This window comes from Microbispora sp. NBRC 16548 (assembly GCF_030268985.1).
Lineage (GTDB): Bacteria > Actinomycetota > Actinomycetes > Streptosporangiales > Streptosporangiaceae > Microbispora > Microbispora catharanthi.
The window spans coordinates 731,204-749,566 of sequence record NZ_BSSF01000002.1; the positions used below are offsets into that span (position 1 = coordinate 731,204).

The 18,363-nt window shown below is 72.1% G+C and carries 13 protein-coding genes; 4 read left to right on the plus strand and 9 right to left on the minus strand.

Features of this window, described 5'->3' with window-relative positions; genetic code table 11:
- Positions 1–17: 17 nt before the first annotated feature.
- Entirely contained in the window at positions 18–1,055 is a 1,038-nt protein-coding gene (locus QSK36_RS07730; protein WP_285781829.1) for an aldo/keto reductase, read from the plus strand.
- Positions 1,052–2,179 (plus strand): Gfo/Idh/MocA family protein, encoded by a 1,128-nt coding sequence (locus QSK36_RS07735; protein ID WP_285781830.1) that lies wholly within the window; start codon positions 1,052–1,054, stop codon positions 2,177–2,179. The genes QSK36_RS07730 and QSK36_RS07735 overlap by 4 nt, the downstream gene beginning before the upstream one ends.
- A gap of 7 nt (positions 2,180–2,186) precedes the next feature.
- Here the strand turns inward: QSK36_RS07735 and QSK36_RS07740 are convergent, their stop codons facing one another.
- From QSK36_RS07740 to QSK36_RS07760, 5 genes are all read right to left on the minus strand, one after another.
- Positions 2,187–2,843, minus strand: coding sequence for a response regulator (locus tag QSK36_RS07740; RefSeq protein WP_285781831.1), 657 nt, complete (start codon positions 2,841–2,843; stop codon positions 2,187–2,189).
- Positions 2,840–4,030 carry a sensor histidine kinase gene (locus QSK36_RS07745; protein WP_285781832.1) on the minus strand — a complete coding sequence of 397 codons (1,191 nt, stop codon included), beginning with the start codon at positions 4,028–4,030 and terminating at the stop codon, positions 2,840–2,842. The genes QSK36_RS07740 and QSK36_RS07745 overlap by 4 nt, the downstream gene beginning before the upstream one ends.
- Positions 4,031–4,274: 244 nt before the next feature.
- Positions 4,275–9,788: a ThuA domain-containing protein gene (locus QSK36_RS07750; RefSeq protein ID WP_285781833.1), complete on the minus strand. Its 5,514-nt coding sequence runs from the start codon at positions 9,786–9,788 to the stop codon at positions 4,275–4,277.
- Between the two features lie 240 nt (positions 9,789–10,028).
- Complete coding sequence (locus QSK36_RS07755; protein ID WP_285781834.1) at positions 10,029–12,683, minus strand: tetratricopeptide repeat protein; 2,655 nt, start codon at positions 12,681–12,683, stop codon at positions 10,029–10,031.
- Positions 12,680–14,527 carry an HSP90 family protein gene (locus tag QSK36_RS07760; protein WP_285781835.1) on the minus strand — a complete coding sequence of 616 codons (1,848 nt, stop codon included), beginning with the start codon at positions 14,525–14,527 and terminating at the stop codon, positions 12,680–12,682. Before QSK36_RS07760 ends, QSK36_RS07755 begins: the two co-directional genes overlap by 4 nt.
- A gap of 134 nt (positions 14,528–14,661) precedes the next feature.
- Between QSK36_RS07760 and QSK36_RS07765 the strand changes: the two genes are divergently transcribed.
- Positions 14,662–15,348: a YqjF family protein gene (locus QSK36_RS07765; RefSeq protein ID WP_285781836.1), complete on the plus strand. Its 687-nt coding sequence runs from the start codon at positions 14,662–14,664 to the stop codon at positions 15,346–15,348.
- Positions 15,349–15,358: 10 nt separating this feature from the next.
- On the opposite strand, the gene QSK36_RS07770 is transcribed toward QSK36_RS07765, so the two are convergent.
- The 4 genes from QSK36_RS07770 to QSK36_RS07785 form a co-directional block, all read right to left on the minus strand.
- Positions 15,359–15,790 (minus strand): hypothetical protein, encoded by a 432-nt coding sequence (locus QSK36_RS07770; protein WP_183535127.1) that lies wholly within the window; start codon positions 15,788–15,790, stop codon positions 15,359–15,361.
- Positions 15,783–16,052, minus strand: coding sequence for a hypothetical protein (locus tag QSK36_RS07775; RefSeq protein WP_182903888.1), 270 nt, complete (start codon positions 16,050–16,052; stop codon positions 15,783–15,785). Before QSK36_RS07775 ends, QSK36_RS07770 begins: the two co-directional genes overlap by 8 nt.
- Positions 16,053–16,148: 96 nt before the next feature.
- The gene (gene pdhA, locus QSK36_RS07780; protein ID WP_285781837.1) at positions 16,149–17,234 is read right to left on the minus strand and encodes a pyruvate dehydrogenase (acetyl-transferring) E1 component subunit alpha; all 1,086 of its coding nucleotides are present in this window, start codon (positions 17,232–17,234) and stop codon (positions 16,149–16,151) included.
- A 175-nt stretch (positions 17,235–17,409) separates the two neighbouring features.
- Complete coding sequence (locus tag QSK36_RS07785; RefSeq protein ID WP_183535131.1) at positions 17,410–18,021, minus strand: TetR/AcrR family transcriptional regulator; 612 nt, start codon at positions 18,019–18,021, stop codon at positions 17,410–17,412.
- Positions 18,022–18,128: 107 nt separating this feature from the next.
- Here QSK36_RS07785 and QSK36_RS07790 point away from each other — a divergent pair.
- The coding region (locus QSK36_RS07790) for a Clp protease N-terminal domain-containing protein (RefSeq protein WP_285781838.1) at positions 18,129–18,363 on the plus strand (235 nt) is incomplete at its 3' end.

Sequence of the window (18,363 nt, forward strand, 5' to 3'; positions counted from 1 at the left end):
GCCCCACAGGAGGCGCCATGCACACCCGACCCCTTGGAGCCGGCGGCCCTCAGGTCGCCCCTCTCGCGCTGGGCTGCGCCGGAATGTCCGACCACACCGCCCCCGCCGACGAGGCCGACGCCGTCGCCACGATCCACACGGCCCTCGACGCCGGCGTCACCCTCCTCGACACCGCCGACTTCTACGGCATGGGCCACAACGAGGACCTCATCCGCCGCGCCCTGCGCGCCGGCGATCGCGACAAGGTGCTCCTCAGCGTCAAGTTCGGCGGTCTGCGCGGCCCCGACGGAGCCTTCGTCGGCATCGAGGGCCGCCCCGCCCACGTCAAGAACGCGCTCGCCTACTCGCTGCGCCGCCTCGGTAGCGACTATGTGGACATCTACCGCCCCGCCCGCCTCGCCCCCGACACCCCGATCGAGGACACGATCGGTGCGATCTCCGAGCTGGTCCAGGCCGGGTACGTGCGCCACGTCGGGCTCTCCGAGGTGGGGCCGGAGACCATCCGCCGTGCCCACGCCGTGCACCCGATCTGCGATGTGCAGATCGAATACTCCCTGTTCAGCCGTGGTCCCGAAACCAACGGCATCCTGGACACCTGCCGCGAGCTGGGGATCGGCGTCACCGCCTACGGGGTCCTCGCGCACGGCCTGCTCACCGGCACCTACCGGCGACCGGCCGGAGGCGACCCGCGCGCCCACTGGCTGCCCCGCTTCCACCCCGGCAATCTCGCCGCGAACCTCACCCTCGTCGACCGGCTGCGGCCGCTGGCCGACGCGCACGGCATCAGCGTCGCGCAACTCGCCACCGCCTGGGTCATCACCCAGAGCCGCGAGCGCGGCGCCATCGTGGCCGTCCTGGGCGCCCGCCGGCCGCACCGCGTCGCGGAGGCCCTGGCCGCGGCCGACGTCGCCCTGACCGACACGGACCTCCGCACTATCGACGAGGCCGTCCCTGCCGGCGCGGTGGCCGGAACCCGCTACGCCGCACCCCTCATGGCTCTCCTGGACAGCGAACGCACCCCTGTGCCGTCTACAGAAAGAACAGGCCGCGAATGATGAACACATCCGCGTCACCGCTCGCCGAGCTGGCCCGGTCCGGGAAGCCGATAGGAGTAGGGATCATCGGACTCGGGGCGAACGGAGGCTGGGCCGGGCGCTCTCACCTGCCGGCCCTGCGCGCCGTCCCGGGTTACGAGCTGAGGGCCCTGAGCACGAGTTCGAAACAGTCGGCGGAGCGCTCCGGGCACAAGCACGGAGTGCCGCGCACCTTCGGGACGGCGGCCGAACTGGCCGCCTGCGACGAGGTGGACCTCGTGGTCGTGGCGGTGAAGGTGCCGCACCATCGGGAACTGGTGCGGACGGCGCTGAGCGCCGGCAAGAGCGTGCTGTGCGAGTGGCCGCTGGGCAACGGGCTCGCGGAGGCCGCCGACATGGCGCGGCAAGCGCGCGGCCGCGCGGTGCCGACCGTCGTCGGACTCCAGGCGCGGTCGCACCCGGCCCTCGCCTACGTACGGGATCTCGTGGCCGACGGCTACGTGGGGGAGGTGCTGTCCACGACGGTCGTCGGCTCCGGCGGCGCCTGGGGCGCCACCGTCGGCCCCGGCGATCACTACGTGCTCGACGCCGCCAACGGCGCGACACTGCTGACCATCCCCTTCGCCCACACCCTCGACGGACTCGCGTCCGTCCTGGGAGAGCCCGAGGATCTGCGGATCGACCTGGCGTCGCGGCGTACGTCGGCCGTGGACACCGGGAGCGGACGGCCCGTGCCCATGACCGCCGCGGACCAGGTGGTGGCCTCGGGACGGCTGCCGGGCGGCGCCGTGGCCACCTTCCACTACCGCGGAGGCGTCTCCCGGGGCACCAACTTCCGCTGGGAGATCAACGGCACCGAGGGCGACCTCGTCCTCACCGCTCCGATCGGCCATCTCCAGCTCAGCCCGATCACCATCGAAGGCGGCCGCGGGACATCCACCGGACTCGCTCCCCTGACGGTGCCGGAATCGTACGTTCGCGTCCCGCGACTGGACGCCCACGCCGACGCGCCGGCGTATGCGGTCGCTCACGCCTACCAGCGGTTCCTGCACGACCTGCGCGAGGGCGGCACGCCGGGCGTACCCGATTTAGCGCACGGCGCCGCCCGGCACCGCAGCATCGAATCCGCCATGTCGACGGCCTGACCGGACGTCAACGGCCGGGTCGTACCAGGCCGCTCTCGTAGGCCAGGATGACGAGCTGGACCCGGTCGCGGACGTCCAGCTTGGCGATGGCCCTGGCGACGTGGGTCTTGGCGGTCAGCGGGCTGATGACCAGGCGCTCGGCGATCTCGCCGTTGGACAGGCCGAGCGCGACGAGCCGCACCACTTCCAACTCGCGGGTGGTGAGGGCGGCCAGGCGCTCCCCGGCGTCGGGCGCGAGGTCCTGCCGCCGGGCGAACCGCTCGATGACGCGGCGGGTGACGCCGGGGGACAGGAGCGCGTCCCCGGCGGCCACGGCGGCCACCGCGCGGCGCAGTTCGGCCGGTTCGACGTCCTTGGTGAGGAAGCCGCTGGCTCCGGCGCGCAGCGCGGCGAAGACGTGCTCGTCGGTGTCGAAGGTCGTGAGGATGACGACCCGGCAGTCCTGGTCGGTGACGATGCTCCGGGTGGCCGTGATGCCGTCCGTCCCCGGCATGCGGATGTCCATGAGGACGACGTCGGGGCGGGTGCCCGCGGCCAGCCGTACGGCCTCGGCGCCGTCGGCGGCCTCCCCGACGACGGCGACGTCCCGCGAGCGGGCCAGCAGGCTGCGGAAGCCCGCCCGTACGAGCGCCTGGTCGTCGGCGAGGAGCACTCTGATCGTCACTCCGCCGAGCCTGCCACAGGGATCTCGGCCTTCACGGCGAAGCCCTGGGGCTCCGGGCCCGCGGTGAGCGTCCCGCCGAGGGCGCGCACCCGCTCGCGCATCCCGGTGAGGCCGTTCCCCTCGGTGACGGCGCCGCCCGAGGAGTCGCCCTTGCCGTTGTCGGCGATCTCGACGGTGACCGAACGCGCGTGGCGGCCCACCGCCACCTCGGCCATGGTCGCCCCCGAGTGCCTGAGGGTGTTGGCGAGTGCCTCCTGCACGATGCGGTGGACCGCGACGGAGGCGGGGGCGGGGATCGTCGAAAGGTCCCCGTGTTCGCGGAGGGTGACGTCGAGCCCGGCCGCGCGGGCGTCGGCGACGAGCGCGCCGAGGGCTGAGACGTCGGACTGGGGCGCGGTGCCGGCGGGGCCCTCCCGCAGGACGGCGATGAGCGAGTTGAGGTCCTTCATCGCCCGGTTCCTGACGTCCTGGGCCAGGCGCAGCGCGGCGGCGGCCTCGGCGGGCTCCTCCCGCAGGGTGTCGGCGGCGACGTTGAGGTGGACGCCGACGACGGCCAGCGTGTGGGCGACGATGTCGTGCACCTCGCGCGCGACGCTCAGGCGTTCCTCCGCGGCGCGGGCGCGATATTCGGCCTCGCGCAGCAGGTCGCCTCGGCGCTGCGACGCGGCGTAGGCGAGGCCCGCGGCGACGACGGCCGCGAGCAGCAGCCCCTCACCGAGGGTGTGGACGAAGTAGCGAACGAGGTTCCTGTCGATGATCCACCGGGCGTCGACGGCGGAGTAGACGAGCTGGGCGACGCCGACGACGACCACCCAGCGCACGCGGGAGGCGCCGGCGGCGGTGAAGTACGCCGCCGCCACGGGCCAGATCCACCCGGCGGGAGAGGGGTGCCCCAGGTGGTAGGCGAAGACGGCGGCGACCGACAGCAGCAGTACGGTCATCGGCCAGCGACGCCGGACGAGCAGGAGCGCGCCGAGGAACAGCGCGAGGGGAATCTGGCCGTCCCAGGGGTTGTGCACGCCCGTGGCGAGGGCGACGGCGACGAAGAGGACCACGGTGAGAACGGCGAACGTGACGTCGGTGATCCAGCCGGCGTGGCGGACGGATGGGCGGGCGGACCGGCCGGCGGGGGCGGTTGCGGACAGTGCGTGCGGTGCGGCCATGCGGGGCCTTTCAGCGGTCTTCATGGGGGAGCGGTGACTGACGACGCAACGCTAGGCCGGGGCGCGTCCGGGGCGCGTCGTCCGGCCACAGGCACCTCGGGCCTGCTCCGTCCGCGGTATGGCTACTCCGCCGGGAGTATTCCGGATCCGCGAAGACCTGAAGCGGACCGGCCTGAAAAGGAAAGCGGGTGCCCCGCGACTCGCGTCACGGGGCACCCCGGGTGAATCAGATCGGCGAACCGAGCCTCAGCAGGGGCTCAGCAGGGCGTCAGCCCTTCGGCGTGCCGCCGTACTGGACGATCAGCGCGTCGGCGTCCCGGAGGAGCGTGGCGCGGACCTGGGCGTCGGTGACGACCTTCTGGTCGCCGGCGACGTCCTTGAACTTCTGCAGCTCCTTGGTGATCTTGTCGGTCTTCTTGTCCTTGTTCTCCGCGTCGCGGACGGTCGCCAGGTTGGTCTGGAGCTTGTGGGCGCTCTTGCCGGTGAGCTTCCCGGCGGCCTCGAAACGGTCGATCAGAGCGGTGATGTCGTCCGTCGAGGTGACGACGGAGAACTTCACCGTCTGAACGGTCTGGTTGCCGGCCTTGTTGACGGCGGTGACGGTGAGCGTGTGCTCGCCCAGGGCCAGCTCGTACAGCGCCTGGACCGTGCCCGCCGTGAACGGCTTGCCGTCCAGCGTGCCGGTGACCGTCTTGATGCCGGAGCCGCTGTCGACGGCCGTCCAGCCGATGGTCAGGTCCAGGCTGTCGCCGTACTTCTGGCCGCCGGCGACGCCGGAGACCGCGACGGTGGGCGCCTTCGTGTCGATCTTGACCGTCACGGCCTTGATCTCCTCGACGTTGCCCGCCTTGTCGGCCGAGCGATAGCGCAGCTCGTGCTGCCCCTCACCGGTGATGCTGACCGTCTGGGCGTACGGCGTCCAGGGGCCGCCGTCCATCGCGTACTCGATCTTGGCCACGCCGGACGTGCCGTCCGCCGCGGCGAGGGTCACCGGGACCGCGCCGTTGTGCCAGCCCTCGTCGTTCGCCGGAGCGAACGACGCGGTGGTCATCGGCGCCGTCGCGTCCACCTTGACCGTCAGGGTCTTGGCGTCCTCGACGTTGCCCGCCTTGTCCGACGAGCGGTAGGCCAGCGTGTGCGAGCCGTCGCCCGAGACCACGACCGGAGCGCTGTAGACGGTCCAGGCCCCGCCGTCGAGCTGGTACTCGGTCTTGTCGACCCCGCTGCCCTTGTCCTCGTCGGCGGCCTTCAGCGTGACCGAGATCGGACCGGTGAACCAGCCGCTCGCCGGCTCCGCCGGGTCGAGGGAGGCCGTGGTCACCGGCGCCTTCGCGTCCTTCGAGTCGCGGACGAGCGTGAAGTCGTCCACGTCGAAGTCGGCCCCGGTGAACACCAGGTAGAGCTTCACGCTCCCGGAGGGGACGTTCGTGAGCGCCGTGGAGACGTCCGCGTACGACTCCCAGCCGCCGGTGTTCGGGACCGTGACGCTGCCGAGCACCGGGCCGGTCGGGGAACCGGTCCGGATCTCGAAGCCGCCGCTCGGGGTGGGCGAGGCCACCCGGGCAGTGAACCGGGTGACGCCGGTGAGGTCCACGCCGTCGTACGCCGCCCAGTCACCCGGGTTGACGTAGCCGAGCACGGTGCCGCCGTGCGCGGGAGCGTGGGGGTAGGTGTCGACGCCCTTCGCCTCGGTCCAGCTCTCGGCCTGGACGGTGACGTCGCCCTCCGCCGGGCCGAGCTCCTTGATGCGGATGTTCCGGAACGCCACCTCGTCGCCGTCGCCGTGGTTCTGGATGCCCACGTAGCCCTGCTGGAGGGACCGCTTCGGGTCGGTGTTGGTGAAGTCGTTGATCTTCACGCCGTTGAGGAAGATCTGCAGGCGCTCACCCTCCACCCGGAGCTCGTAGGTGTTCCACTGCCCCGGCGGGTTGAGCGCGGCGTCCCTGGCCTTGAGGTCCGCCGACTGGAAGCCGTAGACCGACCCGGTCGTCTTCTCCGGAACGTCAGTGGCGTCGATTTGGATCTCGTAGCCGTTGTCGACCGCCGACCACGGGTCGTCGGAGGCGGGGAAGCCCACGAAGACGCCCGCGTTGTCGTCGCCGCGCATCTTCCAGTCCAGCTTGAGCGAGTAGGAGTGGAACTCCTTCGCCTTGTACCAGAACAGCCCCAGGCCGCCGTGCGAGGTCAGGGTGCCGTCGGCGTTGGTGAATCCGCCGGGCCCGGCCTGCTGCCAGCCGGTCGTGCCGCCGTTGTAGAGCGTCGTGTAGCCGGTCTCGGGACGGCAGTCGGCCTTGAGGTCGCCCATGGCGTACCTGATGCCGCCGAGCAGGTGCTGCCGGAACTCCGGCTCGGAGAAGGAGGACGCCGTGTGGCCGCCGCCCGTGTAGAACGACCGGCCGCCCTGATACTCCTTGCACCACGCGATCGGGTGGTCCTCGCCCATCTTGCCGCCGGAGTACGACTTCTCGTCGAGCGAGGCCAGCACGTGGGCGGTGGTGCGGGCGTTGGAGCGGTAGTCGTACCACTCGTCGGTGCGGGTCCACGTCGACCCGAGGTGGGCGGTCGCCGGGTGGGCCCGGTCCTCCACCTTCACGGTCGCCTGCTGGACGGCGGGGTGCGAGGCGAACCACGCCCCGACCAGGCCGCCGTAGAACGGCCAGTCATACTCGGTGTCGGCCGCCGCGTGGATGCCCACGTAGCCGCCGCCCGCCTTGACGTACGACTCGAAGGCCGCCTGCTGGGCGTCGTTCAGCACGTCGCCCGTGGTGCTGAGGAACACCACGGCCTTGTACTTCGCCAGGTTCTGGGCGGTGAAGACGGCGGGGTCCTCGGTCGCGGTGACCTTGAAGCCCAGGTCCTTGACGGCCTGGATGCCCGCCGGGATCGAGTCGTGCCGGAAGCCGGCCGTACGCGAGAAGACCAGGACCTCGCCCTCGGCGCCGCCGCCCGTGGTCGTCGAGGTCGTCCACTTCTGCGCGTTGCCGCCGTCACAGGTCTTGATGACCATCTGCCCGGTGTTCGAGCCGTCGAGGCACTTGCCCGACTGCGGGTTCTTGATCGTGCCGTCGGTGCCGATCGTCCAGACCTGCGCGCCGACATTCGCGACGCAGTCCCAGATCTGCACCCGCGTGCCGTCGGCGGTGCCGCCGTTGGAGACGTCGAGGCACTTGCCGAGCGAGCGGAGCGTGGAGCCGTTGACCGTCCAGACCTGCGCCCCGGTGTCGTTGCACTGGTAGAGCTGCACGTTGGTGCCGTTGGCCGGGTTGGCGCCCGCCACGTCGAGGCACAGGCCGCCGGCGTTGACGATCGGTCCCGGGCTGCCGCCCGCGGGCGGCTCGGCCGTCAGCGTGAAGTCGTCCACGTCGAACAGCGCGCCGTCGTTGCCCTTGAAGAACAGGTAGAGCTCGGTCGTGCCTGCCGGGGCGTTCGACAGCGGCGCGGAGACGTCGGTGAACGTCTCCCAGCCTCCGGTGACGGGCACGCTCACCTTGCCCAGCAGGGTGCCGGTCGGCGACCCCGCGCGGACCTCGATGGTGCCGCCCTTCCCGCCGGAGGAGACGCGGGCGGCGATCCCCTTGGCCTTGCTCAGCTCGTAGGGCTTGAAGGAGATCCAGTCGCCGTTGTTGATGTCGCCCACGGTCTTGCCGCCGTGCGCCTGGCTCTTGCTGATCGGGTTGACGCCGGAGGAGGCCCCGTAGTGCTCGGCCTGGCGGTGCCGCGGCTGCAGGATGTGCTGGGTGTGGGTGGTCAGCCCGCCCTTGTCGGTGTACTCGGCGTCGAACACGGCGAAGATGTTCGCCGCGTCGTCGTGCTCGCCGTCGACGGGGATGGTCAGCTCGCCCGAGCAGCCGTTCTTCGAGCTGATCTGGTGGCCGTGGCTGTCGTGGCCGAGCACGTAGGTCATCTTGACCTTCGCGCAGTCGACGTCGCCGTCCTCAGGGTCGGTGACCTTGATCGTGAAGGGGACCGAGTCGCCCCACTGGAACAGGCTGCCCGCCGTGGGCGTCTCGATGGTCACGGTCGGCGCGGTGTTGCCCGCCGTGACGACCACGCTCGCGCTGCCGCTGTTGCCCGCGGGGTCGCGCACCGTGAGCGTCGCGGTGTACGTGCCGTCCTTGTCGTAGGTCTTGACCGGGTTCGCCTCGGTGGAGGTGGTGCCGTCGCCGAAGTCCCAGGCGTAGGTGAGCGTGGCGCCCTCGGGGTCGGCGGAGCCGGCCGAGGAGAACGTGACCGTGAGAGGCGTCTTGCCCGAGGTCTTGTCGGCCTTGGCCACCGCGATCGGGGAACGGTCACGGCCCTTGATGTACTCGAAGCGATACAGCGCCGAGTTGGCGTCGCCGTTGAAGTAGCCGGTGCCGTAGTCGAGCACGTACAGCGCGCCGTCCGGCCCGAACGCCAGGTCCATCACCTGCGTGCCGGTCCACGGGAAGTCGGCGATGTCACCGCGCGTCCCGTCGGCCTGCACGTCGATCGCCTTGATCCACCTGCGGCCGAACTCACCGACGAAGAGGTGGCCGTCCATGTCCTGCGGGAACTTGACCGCGGAGTCGAGCGCGGCGTCGTAGTGGTAGACCGGCCCGCCCATGGGGGACTCGGAGCCGCCGCCGAACTCGGGCGGCGAGCCGGCGTCGCCGCCGTACCTGATCCACGCGGGCTGGGCGGGCGGCAGCGTGCGCTGGCCGGTGTTGCGCGGGGAGGCGTTGACCGGGCCGCCGGCGCAGTCGTACTTCGCCCCGGAGGGGCCGGAGGGGAAGGTGAACGTGTTGTAGGTCTCGGCCGGCGTGTTGGTGCCCGTGCAGTAGGGCCAGCCGTAGTTGCCGGGGCGGGCGACCCGGTTGAACTCGACCTGGCCGCTCGGCCCGCGGTTGGGGTCGGCGGTGCCGGCGTCGGGGCCGTAGTCGCCCACGTAGACGACGCCGGTGGCCTTGTCGACGCTCAGCCGGAACGGGTTGCGGAAGCCCATCGCGTAGATCTCGGGCCGGGTGTCCGGGGTGCCCGGCGCGAACAGGTTGCCCTCGGGGATCTCGTAGGTCCCGTCCGGCTTGACCTTGATGCGCAGGATCTTGCCGCGCAGGTCGTTGGTGTTGCCGGCGCTGCGCTGGGCGTCGTACGCCGGGTTGCGGTCGGGCCGCTCGTCGATCGGGGAGTAGCCCGACGAGTCGAAGGGGTTGCTGTCGTCGCCGGTCGACAGATAGAGGTTGCCGGCGGCGTCGAAGTCCATGTCGCCGCCCACATGGCAGCAGATGCCGCGGTCGGCCGGCACATCGAGGATCTTGACCTCGCTGGCCTTGTCCAGCGTCCAGTCGGGCTTGACGGTGAACCTCGACAGCCGGTTCACGCCCTTCCAGGCCGAGAAGTCGGACGCGGCGGCCGGGGCGTCTCCGTCGGGGGTGTCGAGGCGGGGAGCGTAGTAGAGGTAGACGAACCGGTTGGTCGCGAAGCCCGGGTCGGCGGCGACTCCCTGGAGCCCTTCCTCGTCGTGGTTGTAGACGTTCAGCGTGCCGACCACGGTCGTGTCGCCGCGCGCGTCGGTGCGCCGCAGGACTCCCTCGCGAGCGGTGTGCAGCACCGACAGGTCGGGCAGCACGGTCATCGTCATCGGCTCGCCCATCTCGGCGACGCCCCTGGCCAGCTCCACGCGCTGGTAGTCGGCGGCGTCGACGGGCGCCGCTTGCGCGGGCGCGGCCGGGGTGAGCACGGTCAGGCCCGTGAAGGCCAGGAGTAAGGCGCAGGTCTGCGCGATCCGTTTTCTGGCGCGATAGGTCGGCCGCCTGGGGGGCATGGCGGGGCTTCCTTTCCGTCGGTGCGGTGCGGGCCCGCTGCACGGTCGTGAGCACGCGTTCGCTTCACAAACCGGCCGCGTAGCGGTGATCCGCCCCGAAGGTAAGCGCCTTTTGGAGAATTGTGAAGATAGTTTGGGCAAAACTGCAGAACTTTTGCTGGGTTGTGACGAAAGTTCGATGGAATGGTGGCATGCGACCGCTCGGGCCCGGCATCACCGCCGTGGCCCGTCACCTGGGGTCTACTCCTCGTCCTCGCCCTCGTTCTCATCGAAGTCGCACGAGTCGAAGCCGTCGTCGAGCATCGCGTCGAGTTGCCGGCGCGTCTCGGCGAGCTCGGCGGCGACCTCCTCCGACGGCTCGGCACCCGCCAGGGACTCCAGCTCGGCGAGCACGGCCCGCATCGCGGTGACACCGGGCGGCTCCGTGTCCCCGTCCTCGTCCTCCGCCGTGTCCCCGCCCGTCCAGTCCATCAGCCACGCGGCGGCGCGCAGGCAGCGTACACGCGGGACGATCATGCCGAGGTCGCCCCACAGCCGCGCGGCCCGCTGGAAGGCGGGCAGCGCCTCGTCCCGCCTCCCGGCGAACTGCAGCGCCTCGGCGGCCGACCAGGCCAGCTCCGCGTGCAGTTCCTTCGCGTCGGGGTCGTCCTGCACCAGTCGCGCGGCCGTGACGAACTGCTCGGCGGCCTCCCGGTGCCGGCCCAGCTCGGCCAGCGACCGGCCGTACTGCGCCCGCGTCCGCGCGACGGCCTCCCCCTCGTACGGGACCTCGACGCGCGGCATGACCTCCTCGAACAGCGCGGCCGCCTCGCCGTGCCGATCGAGAACGTGGTAGGCGCGGGCGGCGGCGAAGGTGTTGTGCAGCGTGTCCGGCTCGGAAAGGCCGTCCCACCGGGCGGCCGCGGCGAGCGCCGCCCCCACCACGTCGAGTTCGCGGCCGGGCTGCCGGGTGAGCGCCTCGACGAGCAGGGAACTCAGCTCCGCCGCCTCGCCGGCGGGCAGCAGGTCTCCGCCGTGCTCCAGGGCCGTCGACACGTGGCCCTCGGCGCTCTTCGGATCCCCTTGATCGAGGGCGATCTGACCGAGCATGCCCGCGGGCCGCGCGGCGAGCCAGGGCATGCCCGCGTCGCTGTAGCAACCCAGCGCGGCCGTCAGATGCGTGCGCGCGGCGTCGAGGTCGCCGAGCAGGAGGGAGATCCGGGCCAGCATGTCGTGGTAGGTGCCGGCCCGGCCGGTCCCGCCCAGCTCCTCCGCCGTGGACAGCTCCGCCTCCACCCGGGCACGCGCCGCCAGGACGTCGGTCTCGACCGGCCCGTCCGGCCCGGCGAGCGTGCTCACCGCGACGTACGCCCCGGCCCTGCGGGCCGCCAGGTACTTTTCGGCGTCGAGCGTCCCCTGGGCGTACGCGGCGGCGGCCTCGGCGGTGACGGTCTCCGCGAGGCTCTCGCCGCCGGCCCGGTCACCCGCGTAGGCCAGGGCGACGGCCGCCCCGGCGCGCGACTCCAGCGCGTCGGCCCGGTCGCCGAGCCGCTCGAACCGGTCGGCGACCGCCAGGAGCCGCGCGTACGCGGCGCCGGGGTCCTGCTCCATCGCCGTCCCCGCCCGCCTGAGCTCGACCCGCGCGGCCACCGGCTCGGGCAGCTCGGTCCCGGCGGCGCCGACCCGTTCCCACGCCTCGTCCGCGTGCGGATGGCGCAGTGCGGACAGTCGCCGCGCCTCCGCCACGAGATCCTCAAGCGACGCCTGTGCCGTGCGGGGCGGGACCGGGACGGCGGCCACCGCCCCCGCCCCCGCCGGCCGAGGCAGCCGCACGGGGGAGCCCACCGGCAGCCGGTCGAGCAGCGGCTCCCGGCTCAGCCGCGCCGCCACCCGCTCGCTCACGACGCGGGTGCCGTTGCGGGCGTCGTAACGGGCGCAGATGTCGCCGATCTCCCGCTCCAGGTCGCCGAGCGCGGCCCCCGCCGTACGGTCGCCCACCGGCAGGTCGTCGTGGCCGAGCGCGGTCAGGCGGCGCAGCAGCACGGCGGCGCCGCAGATGAAGCCGAGCCGCCGCGAGACCTCCTCGCCGTGCGGGGCGAGCCATGCGACATGCTCGGTGAGGATCTCCAGGCCGCGCGCCTCGTTGCCGGTCAGCGCGCAGAACTCGATGTGCTGCCCCACCGTCTCGCGGAGGGAGAGCGTGCGCCGGGCCAGTCGGTAGCCCTTCAGATGCGCGCTGCGCGCGTCCTCGACGCGGCCCGTCCGCAGCAGGGGAAGCAGGGCCTGCCCGAGCACCCGGTGGGGTTCCTCGGCGCAGGTCAGCTCGCCGTCGAGCAGCGGCGCCCAGAACTCCAGCGCGCCCTCGTCGTCGCCCGCGGCATCCCGCCAGGCGCCCCAGCCGTTGTGTTCGCAGGCGTCGCAGTCGGCCATCGCGTCGTCGGGCGCGGCGATGGACGCCTCCATCGCGGCGGCGGCCGTCTCGAAGTCGCCGGTCTCCTGCGCCAGGAGCGAGCGCAGCGCGAGCACCGGGCGTGCGCTGTAGCCACGCTCCCGGTAACGGCTCTGGAGCTCGTCGAGCCAGCGGTGGGTCGTCTCCAGCGGCACGGCGGGGTTGCCGACCAGGCTGTGCGTCATCCACTTGAGCCGCCAGTGGATGGAGTAGGTCAGCGGTCCCAGCTCGGCCGGGAAGTCGTCGAGGAGCCGCAGGAGCCGTCCCGCGGCGACCGGCATGCGGTCGCCCTCGGCGGCGTACAGGTACGCCTCGACGAGGGCGAGCAGGACCTCGCCCTCCAGTGAGCGGTCGTCGGCCGTGCGGGCCTGCGCGGCGAGCACCTCCAGGCGCTCGGCCTTCTGCCGCCCCTCGGGCAGGGCCGCGCACTCCTCCAGGCCCGCGCGGATCGCGGCGGTGCCGCTCACCGCCCCTCTCCTTCCGGCGCGTCGGTCACGCTCGCCGCGGCCCAGCCGAGCAACTGGTCGAAGGCCCGGTTCAGCAGCGAGGTGTCCATCGGCCGCAGCGGCCGATGCGTCATCAGCAACGCCTGGCCGTACAACGCCTCGACGGCGGTGACGAGCAGCGTGTGGTCGCGGATCGTCGCCAGCCTGCGCACCACCGGGCTGCGGTGGTTGAGCACGAGCTGCGCGCGCGGCGCGGACGACTTGAGCGCGCCGAGGATGTCGGCCCACAGCTCGTCGGACTCGGCGGCGGTCTCCGCGCGGGCGCGCTCGCTCCGGGCGGCCCGCGAGTCGAGGTGGAGAGCGGACACCGACGCCGGATAGAAGGCGCGCAGGATCACGTCGCACTCCAGCGGGTCGAGCGCCGCGCGTGCCGCGGTGAGGAAGGCGGCCATCGCCAGCTCCTCGCGGGGGTCCACCGGGTCGAGAGCCGCGGTGACCGCGTCCGCGTCCAGCTCCTCGACCGTCACCCCCGGCAGGACGCCGGGAAGCGCGGCGACCAGCTCGCCGTCGTAGGTGTAGCCGCCGTTGACCACCCCGAGGCCCTGGGCCGCCGCGATGCCGGCGACCTGCCGGAACTCCTCCACCGAGGACGTCACCCGCACGACCGGGTGCTTCCTGGCGAACTCCGCGAGCGTCACCTCGCCGTCGGTGGTCTCGAACCGCAGGTAGGGCAGCATGATCTCGAAGAGCTCGGAGTCGTGCCTGGCCAGCGACTTGACGCCGAGGGCGTGCACGGACAGGAACGCGGCCAGGCGGCCCGGCTCCTGCGCGGCCAGGCCGGTCAGCCAGTCGCGCAGCCGGGCGCCCAGGGCCTCGCGGACCGCGGCCAGCGTCTCGTCCTCGTACAGCCCCTCCCGCGACGCGGTGGGACGCAGGGTGTCGGTGTCGATCACGCAGCGCGCGAAGAAGGCCCAGTCGGGCAGCAGGCCGGTGACCGCGTCGCCCAGCAGCATGCCCTTCAGGTAGACCCGGTGACGGCCCCCGGCGGCCGGGTTGGCCGCGTTCGGCAGGATGTAGGCGGCCCCCCGCACCCCGGCCAGCTCCACGTCGAGCTCGACCACGTCGAGCGCCGCGAAGCCGAGCACCCGCTCGCCGTACGCGAGCAGCGCCGCCCGGCGCTCGGCCGCCGAACGGTAGGGGCGGTCCCACACCGGAGGGCTGTCGGTGGTGCGGACCGTCCGCCCGCCCCCCGTCACCGTCACCGCGTACGGCAGCAGCGCGCCGAAGTCGCGGGCCAGGTCGGCCACGAGGTCGGGGGCGAACCACCGCCGGGCCCCCGGCCTGGCCAGCAGGCGCACCGTCGTCCCGGGGGTGCCGACGAGGGTGGCACGCTCGTCCGGCGGAAGCGTACGCACCGTGTACGTCCCGTCGGAGGTCGCCGACCATTCCACGCCCGGAGCGTCCGGGTCGCGGGCCGACCGGGTGAGCACCTGGATCCGCTCGGCCACGGTGAAGCAGGCCAGCAGACCGATGCCGAACTGTCCGAGGAACTCCTGCCGGGCGCCTTCGAGGTCGTCACGCTTCGACGAGCGGCCGATGGTGGCGAGGAAGCGGTGCACGTCGGCCTCGGTCAGGCCGATCCCCGGGTCGTCGATCCGCAGCCCGTTCTCCTCGACGGTGATCCGGATGTCCGTCGGCGCCGCCGGGTCCACCGCCAGCCGCGCGGTGACGGCGTCCACCGCGTTCTGCAGCAGTTCGCGCAGGTACACCCGCGGGCTGGAGTAGAGGTGGTGGGACAGCAGATCGACCAGTCCGCGCAGGTCGACCTGGAAGGATCGGGCGTTCCCCGCTAAGTCGTCCGACATGCGCATGATCGTAGCGTCGCGCACCGACACGAAAGGGGCGCTCGCGGCGACCGACCTCCAGCGTCGTGGGTAGGGGCCGGGGCATGGTCTTCATGCCGTCGTCGCCGCCGCCGGGACGGGTTGACCGTCCGGTGATGTATCACCGCTGGGCCGACATCACGTTCATCCACTGGAGGTATCCGCCAGAACTCGTGCAGGCGTTCCTGCCGGACGGGCTCACCGTGGACACCTACGAGGGGTCCGCGTACGTCGGGCTCACGCCGTTCCTGATGCGGGATGTGCGGGCGCCCGGCCTGCCGCCGCTGCCGTGGCTGTCACGCTTCCCCGAGACCAACGTGCGCACGTACGCCAGGGACGCCCGGGGGAGGGGCGGCCTGTGGTTCCTGTCGCTGGACGCCGGGAGACTGCCCGCCGTGCTGGGTGCCCGGGCCACGTATCGGCTGCCGTACTACTGGTCGGACATGTCCGTGACCGGCGGGGGGGCACGGCGCCGCTACCGCTGCCGGCGCCGGTGGCCGGGGCCCTCCGGGGCGCGCTGCGACGCGGACGTCGACCTCGGCCCTCCGCTGACCGAGGCCGAGCGGAGCGGGCTCGCGGATTTCCTGGTCGAGCGCTACCGGCTGTTCACGGTCGTCGCGGGCCGCCTGGCGACGGCGGAGGTGGAGCACCCGCGCTGGCCCCTGCACCGTGCCCGGCTCGCCGGGCTGGAACAGGGACTGCTCGAAGCGGCCGGACTTCCCACACCCGGCCACGACCCGCTCGTGCACGCGTCTCGCGGTGTCCCCGTACGGATCGGCATGCCGCGCCCGGTCCGCGGTTAGAGGGCCATGGTCACTCGTCCGGATCGGCGATCTCGATGACGTGCAGCGGGTTGTCCAGGGCACGACTCGATTGCTGCCATCTGCCGGCATGCAAGGTGAGGATCGGGCAGATCGCCACGTCGGCGATGGCGGCGGCGTGGGCATCGTGAACGCCGAGGCCGGTGACGGCCATCATCGAGGCGAGCTTGGCCGCTTGGGAGATGCCGTCCAGTGGGGCGACGACCGCGTGCTCGAACGCGGCCAGGCCGGCGAGCAGCGACTGGGCCTCCGGCGATCCACGGCCGTCGAGGAGCGCACCGGCGGCGGCCAGCGCGGGAATGACGAGTGATTGACCTGCGCGGTCGAAGTCCTGGAGGAGCCCGATCAAATCCGCGTCTCCACGGGCGACATCGGCCAGGACGCTGGTGTCGAGAACGTAGGGCGTCGGCGTGAAGTCACTCACTCGACGCCGCCGGGAAACCGTGCTCAGTGAGTTGGCGGTTCACATGCCGCATCATGCGGGCGACCCGCGCAGGATCAGCCTGCCGGGCGCGCTCACGCAACAGGGCGAGCGCACGCTGGTCGGTGATGCGCTTTTCCGCGATGGCGTCGTTGAAGACTGCGGCCACACTGGTGGCTTTGCCGACGGCGACGAGATGCTCGGCGTATTCGACGACGTCAGGGTCCACCGTGATGGTGATCCGGGTCTTCCTGTCTCCGCTCATACCCGGAATCATACTCCCGCGCTCACTTCTCGAGAGGTATTACGGCAGTGAGAGACGGGGCCCTTGCGGACGGCCGGGCCCGGCGGCATCGGTAGGTCACGCGCCGGGCTCCTCGAAGCGGTCGAGGTAGGCGGCGTACCAGGCGCGCTCCTCCTCCACCAGCGCGTGCCGATCGGCGTAGACGTGGTCGAACATGGCGTTCACCGGCGGGTCCGGCATGGTGATGACCCCGTTGCGCAGTTCGAGCGCCATGCGGTCGCCCTCCTCGTCGACCTCGGCGAAGAACGCCTCGTCGGCCATGCCCTCCCGCAGCAGGTACGACCGCATGCGCGCGATCGGGTCCTTCTTCCGCCACGCGTCCACCTCCTCGGCGGGCCGGTAACGGCCCGGGTCGTCGGAGGTGGTGTGCGGGCCCATCCGGTAGGTGTGCGCCTCGATGAGGAACGGCCCGCCCCCGGAGCGTACGTGCCGCAGCGCGGCCCTCGTCACGGCGAGGCAGGCCAGCACGTCGTTGCCGTCCACCCGTACGCCGGGGAAGCCGAACCCCCGCGCGCGCTGGTAGATCGGCGCCCGGCTCTGCCGCCCGACGGGGTGGGAGATGGCCCACTGGTTGTTCTGGCAGAAGAACACCACCGGCGCGTCGAACACGGCCGCGAAGTTGAACGCCTCGCTGACGTCCCCCTCGCTCGCCGCGCCGTCGCCGAAGTAGGCCACGACGGCCGAGTCGTCGCCGTCCCTGCGGACGCCCATGGCGTACCCCACGGCGTGCAGCGTCTGCGCGCCGAGGACGATCGTGTAGAGGTGGAAGCGGGTCTCCCGGGGGTCCCAGCCGCCGTTCGTCGTGCCCCGCAGCATGCCCATGAGCGTGAGGGGAGCGATGCCCCGGCACCAGGCGACGCCGTGCTCCCGATAGGAGGGGAACACGTGGTCGTCCGGATCCAGCGCCCGGCCCGAGCCGATCTGGGCGGCCTCCTGCCCCAGGCAGGGGATCCACATCCCCAGCTCGCCGAGGCGCTGGAGAGCGAAGGCCTCCCGGTCGATCCGGCGCACCAGCGCCATGTCGCGGTACAGCCCCCGATACTGGCTCTTCGACAGGTCCAGGTCGTACTCGGGGTGCGCGACACGCTCGCCTTCGGGCGTGAGCAACTGGACCAGATCTTCGGCCTCGTCCTGGCGCCGCACGTCGTCTCCTCTCTGACAACGGTGACCGCTGCCCGGCGCGCCGGACCCCTCTGCGTCGACGGGTTCGTCGGCACCGTGCGCAGCCAATCATTGCGGCTGTGGGGAGCTAGGGTTCACACGACGTGCCCGCCACGCCGATGAGCTGCGGTTTTGCGTGACCGCCCAGTGGCGGAGGTCAGCCGGCCGCCGCGGCGGGGCGCAGGCCCGCGAAGACGATCGCGAGCGTACGGGCCCGCAGATCGGGCTCCCACCGGGTGTGCAGGGACGCCTGGCACACGCCGATCAGCAGGGCCATGACCTCCGGCACCCGGACGTCGGGACGTACGGCCCCGGCCTGCTGGGCCTTGCCGACGAGCACCTCGACGGCCTCACGCAGGGCGAGGACGGGCTTGGCGACGGTGACCGGGATGCCGGCCTGCGCGAGCAGGTCGACGACGGTCTTCTTCTCCGCGGCCTGCTCGACGGTGCGGGTGAAGAAGGCGAAGAAGGCGGTGGCGGGGTCGCCCTCGGCCGCGAGCGCCCGGGTCTCCTCGGTCAGCCTGACCGCGACCGCGTGCATGATCGCCTTGAGCAGGGACTCCTTGGTGGGGAAGTGCCGGAAGACGGTCCCGATCCCGACGCCGGCCTTCTGGGCGATCTCCTCGGTCGAGGCGGAGGGGCCCTTGGCCGCGAAGACGGCCTCGGCGGCCTCAAGGATGCGCGTTCGGTTGCGCTGGGCGTCGGCGCGCAGCGTCCTGGCCGGCCCTCCGGCGGTGTCCGGACCGGGAACGCGTTGGTCGTTCGGCATTTCCTCGGCTCTCCCCACGCCTCGATTGACACACGGATTCGCCGCTTCATAGCCTGTAACCGAAGTGGAGACTCCGATTGTAGGTCACGCCGCAGCGAGGAGCGCAGATGTTCGAGAGGTTCACCGACCGTGCGCGGCGGGTTGTCGTCCTGGCCCAGGAAGAGGCTCGGATGCTCAACCACAACTACATCGGCACTGAGCACATTCTTCTTGGTTTGATCCATGAGGGTGAGGGTGTGGCGGCCAAGGCTCTGGAGAGCCTTGGGATCAGTCTCGAGGGGGTGCGCCAGCAGGTCGAGGAGATCATCGGCCAGGGGCAGTCGGCGCCGTCGGGACACATCC

Excerpts from the sequence above, each read along its gene's own strand:
- QSK36_RS07730 (WP_285781829.1), top strand. The coding sequence starts at position 18 with ATGCACACCCGACCCCTTGGAGCCGGCGGCCCTCAGGTCGCCCCTCTC.
- QSK36_RS07735 (WP_285781830.1), top strand. The coding sequence starts at position 1,052 with ATGATGAACACATCCGCGTCACCGCTCGCCGAGCTGGCCCGGTCCGGG.
- QSK36_RS07745 (WP_285781832.1), bottom strand. The coding sequence starts at position 4,030 with ATGAAGACCGCTGAAAGGCCCCGCATGGCCGCACCGCACGCACTGTCC.
- QSK36_RS07750 (WP_285781833.1), bottom strand. The coding sequence starts at position 9,788 with ATGCCCCCCAGGCGGCCGACCTATCGCGCCAGAAAACGGATCGCGCAG.
- QSK36_RS07760 (WP_285781835.1), bottom strand. The coding sequence starts at position 14,527 with ATGTCGGACGACTTAGCGGGGAACGCCCGATCCTTCCAGGTCGACCTG.
- QSK36_RS07765 (WP_285781836.1), top strand. The coding sequence starts at position 14,662 with ATGTATCACCGCTGGGCCGACATCACGTTCATCCACTGGAGGTATCCG.
- QSK36_RS07775 (WP_182903888.1), bottom strand. The coding sequence starts at position 16,052 with ATGAGCGGAGACAGGAAGACCCGGATCACCATCACGGTGGACCCTGAC.
- QSK36_RS07785 (WP_183535131.1), bottom strand. The coding sequence starts at position 18,021 with ATGCCGAACGACCAACGCGTTCCCGGTCCGGACACCGCCGGAGGGCCG.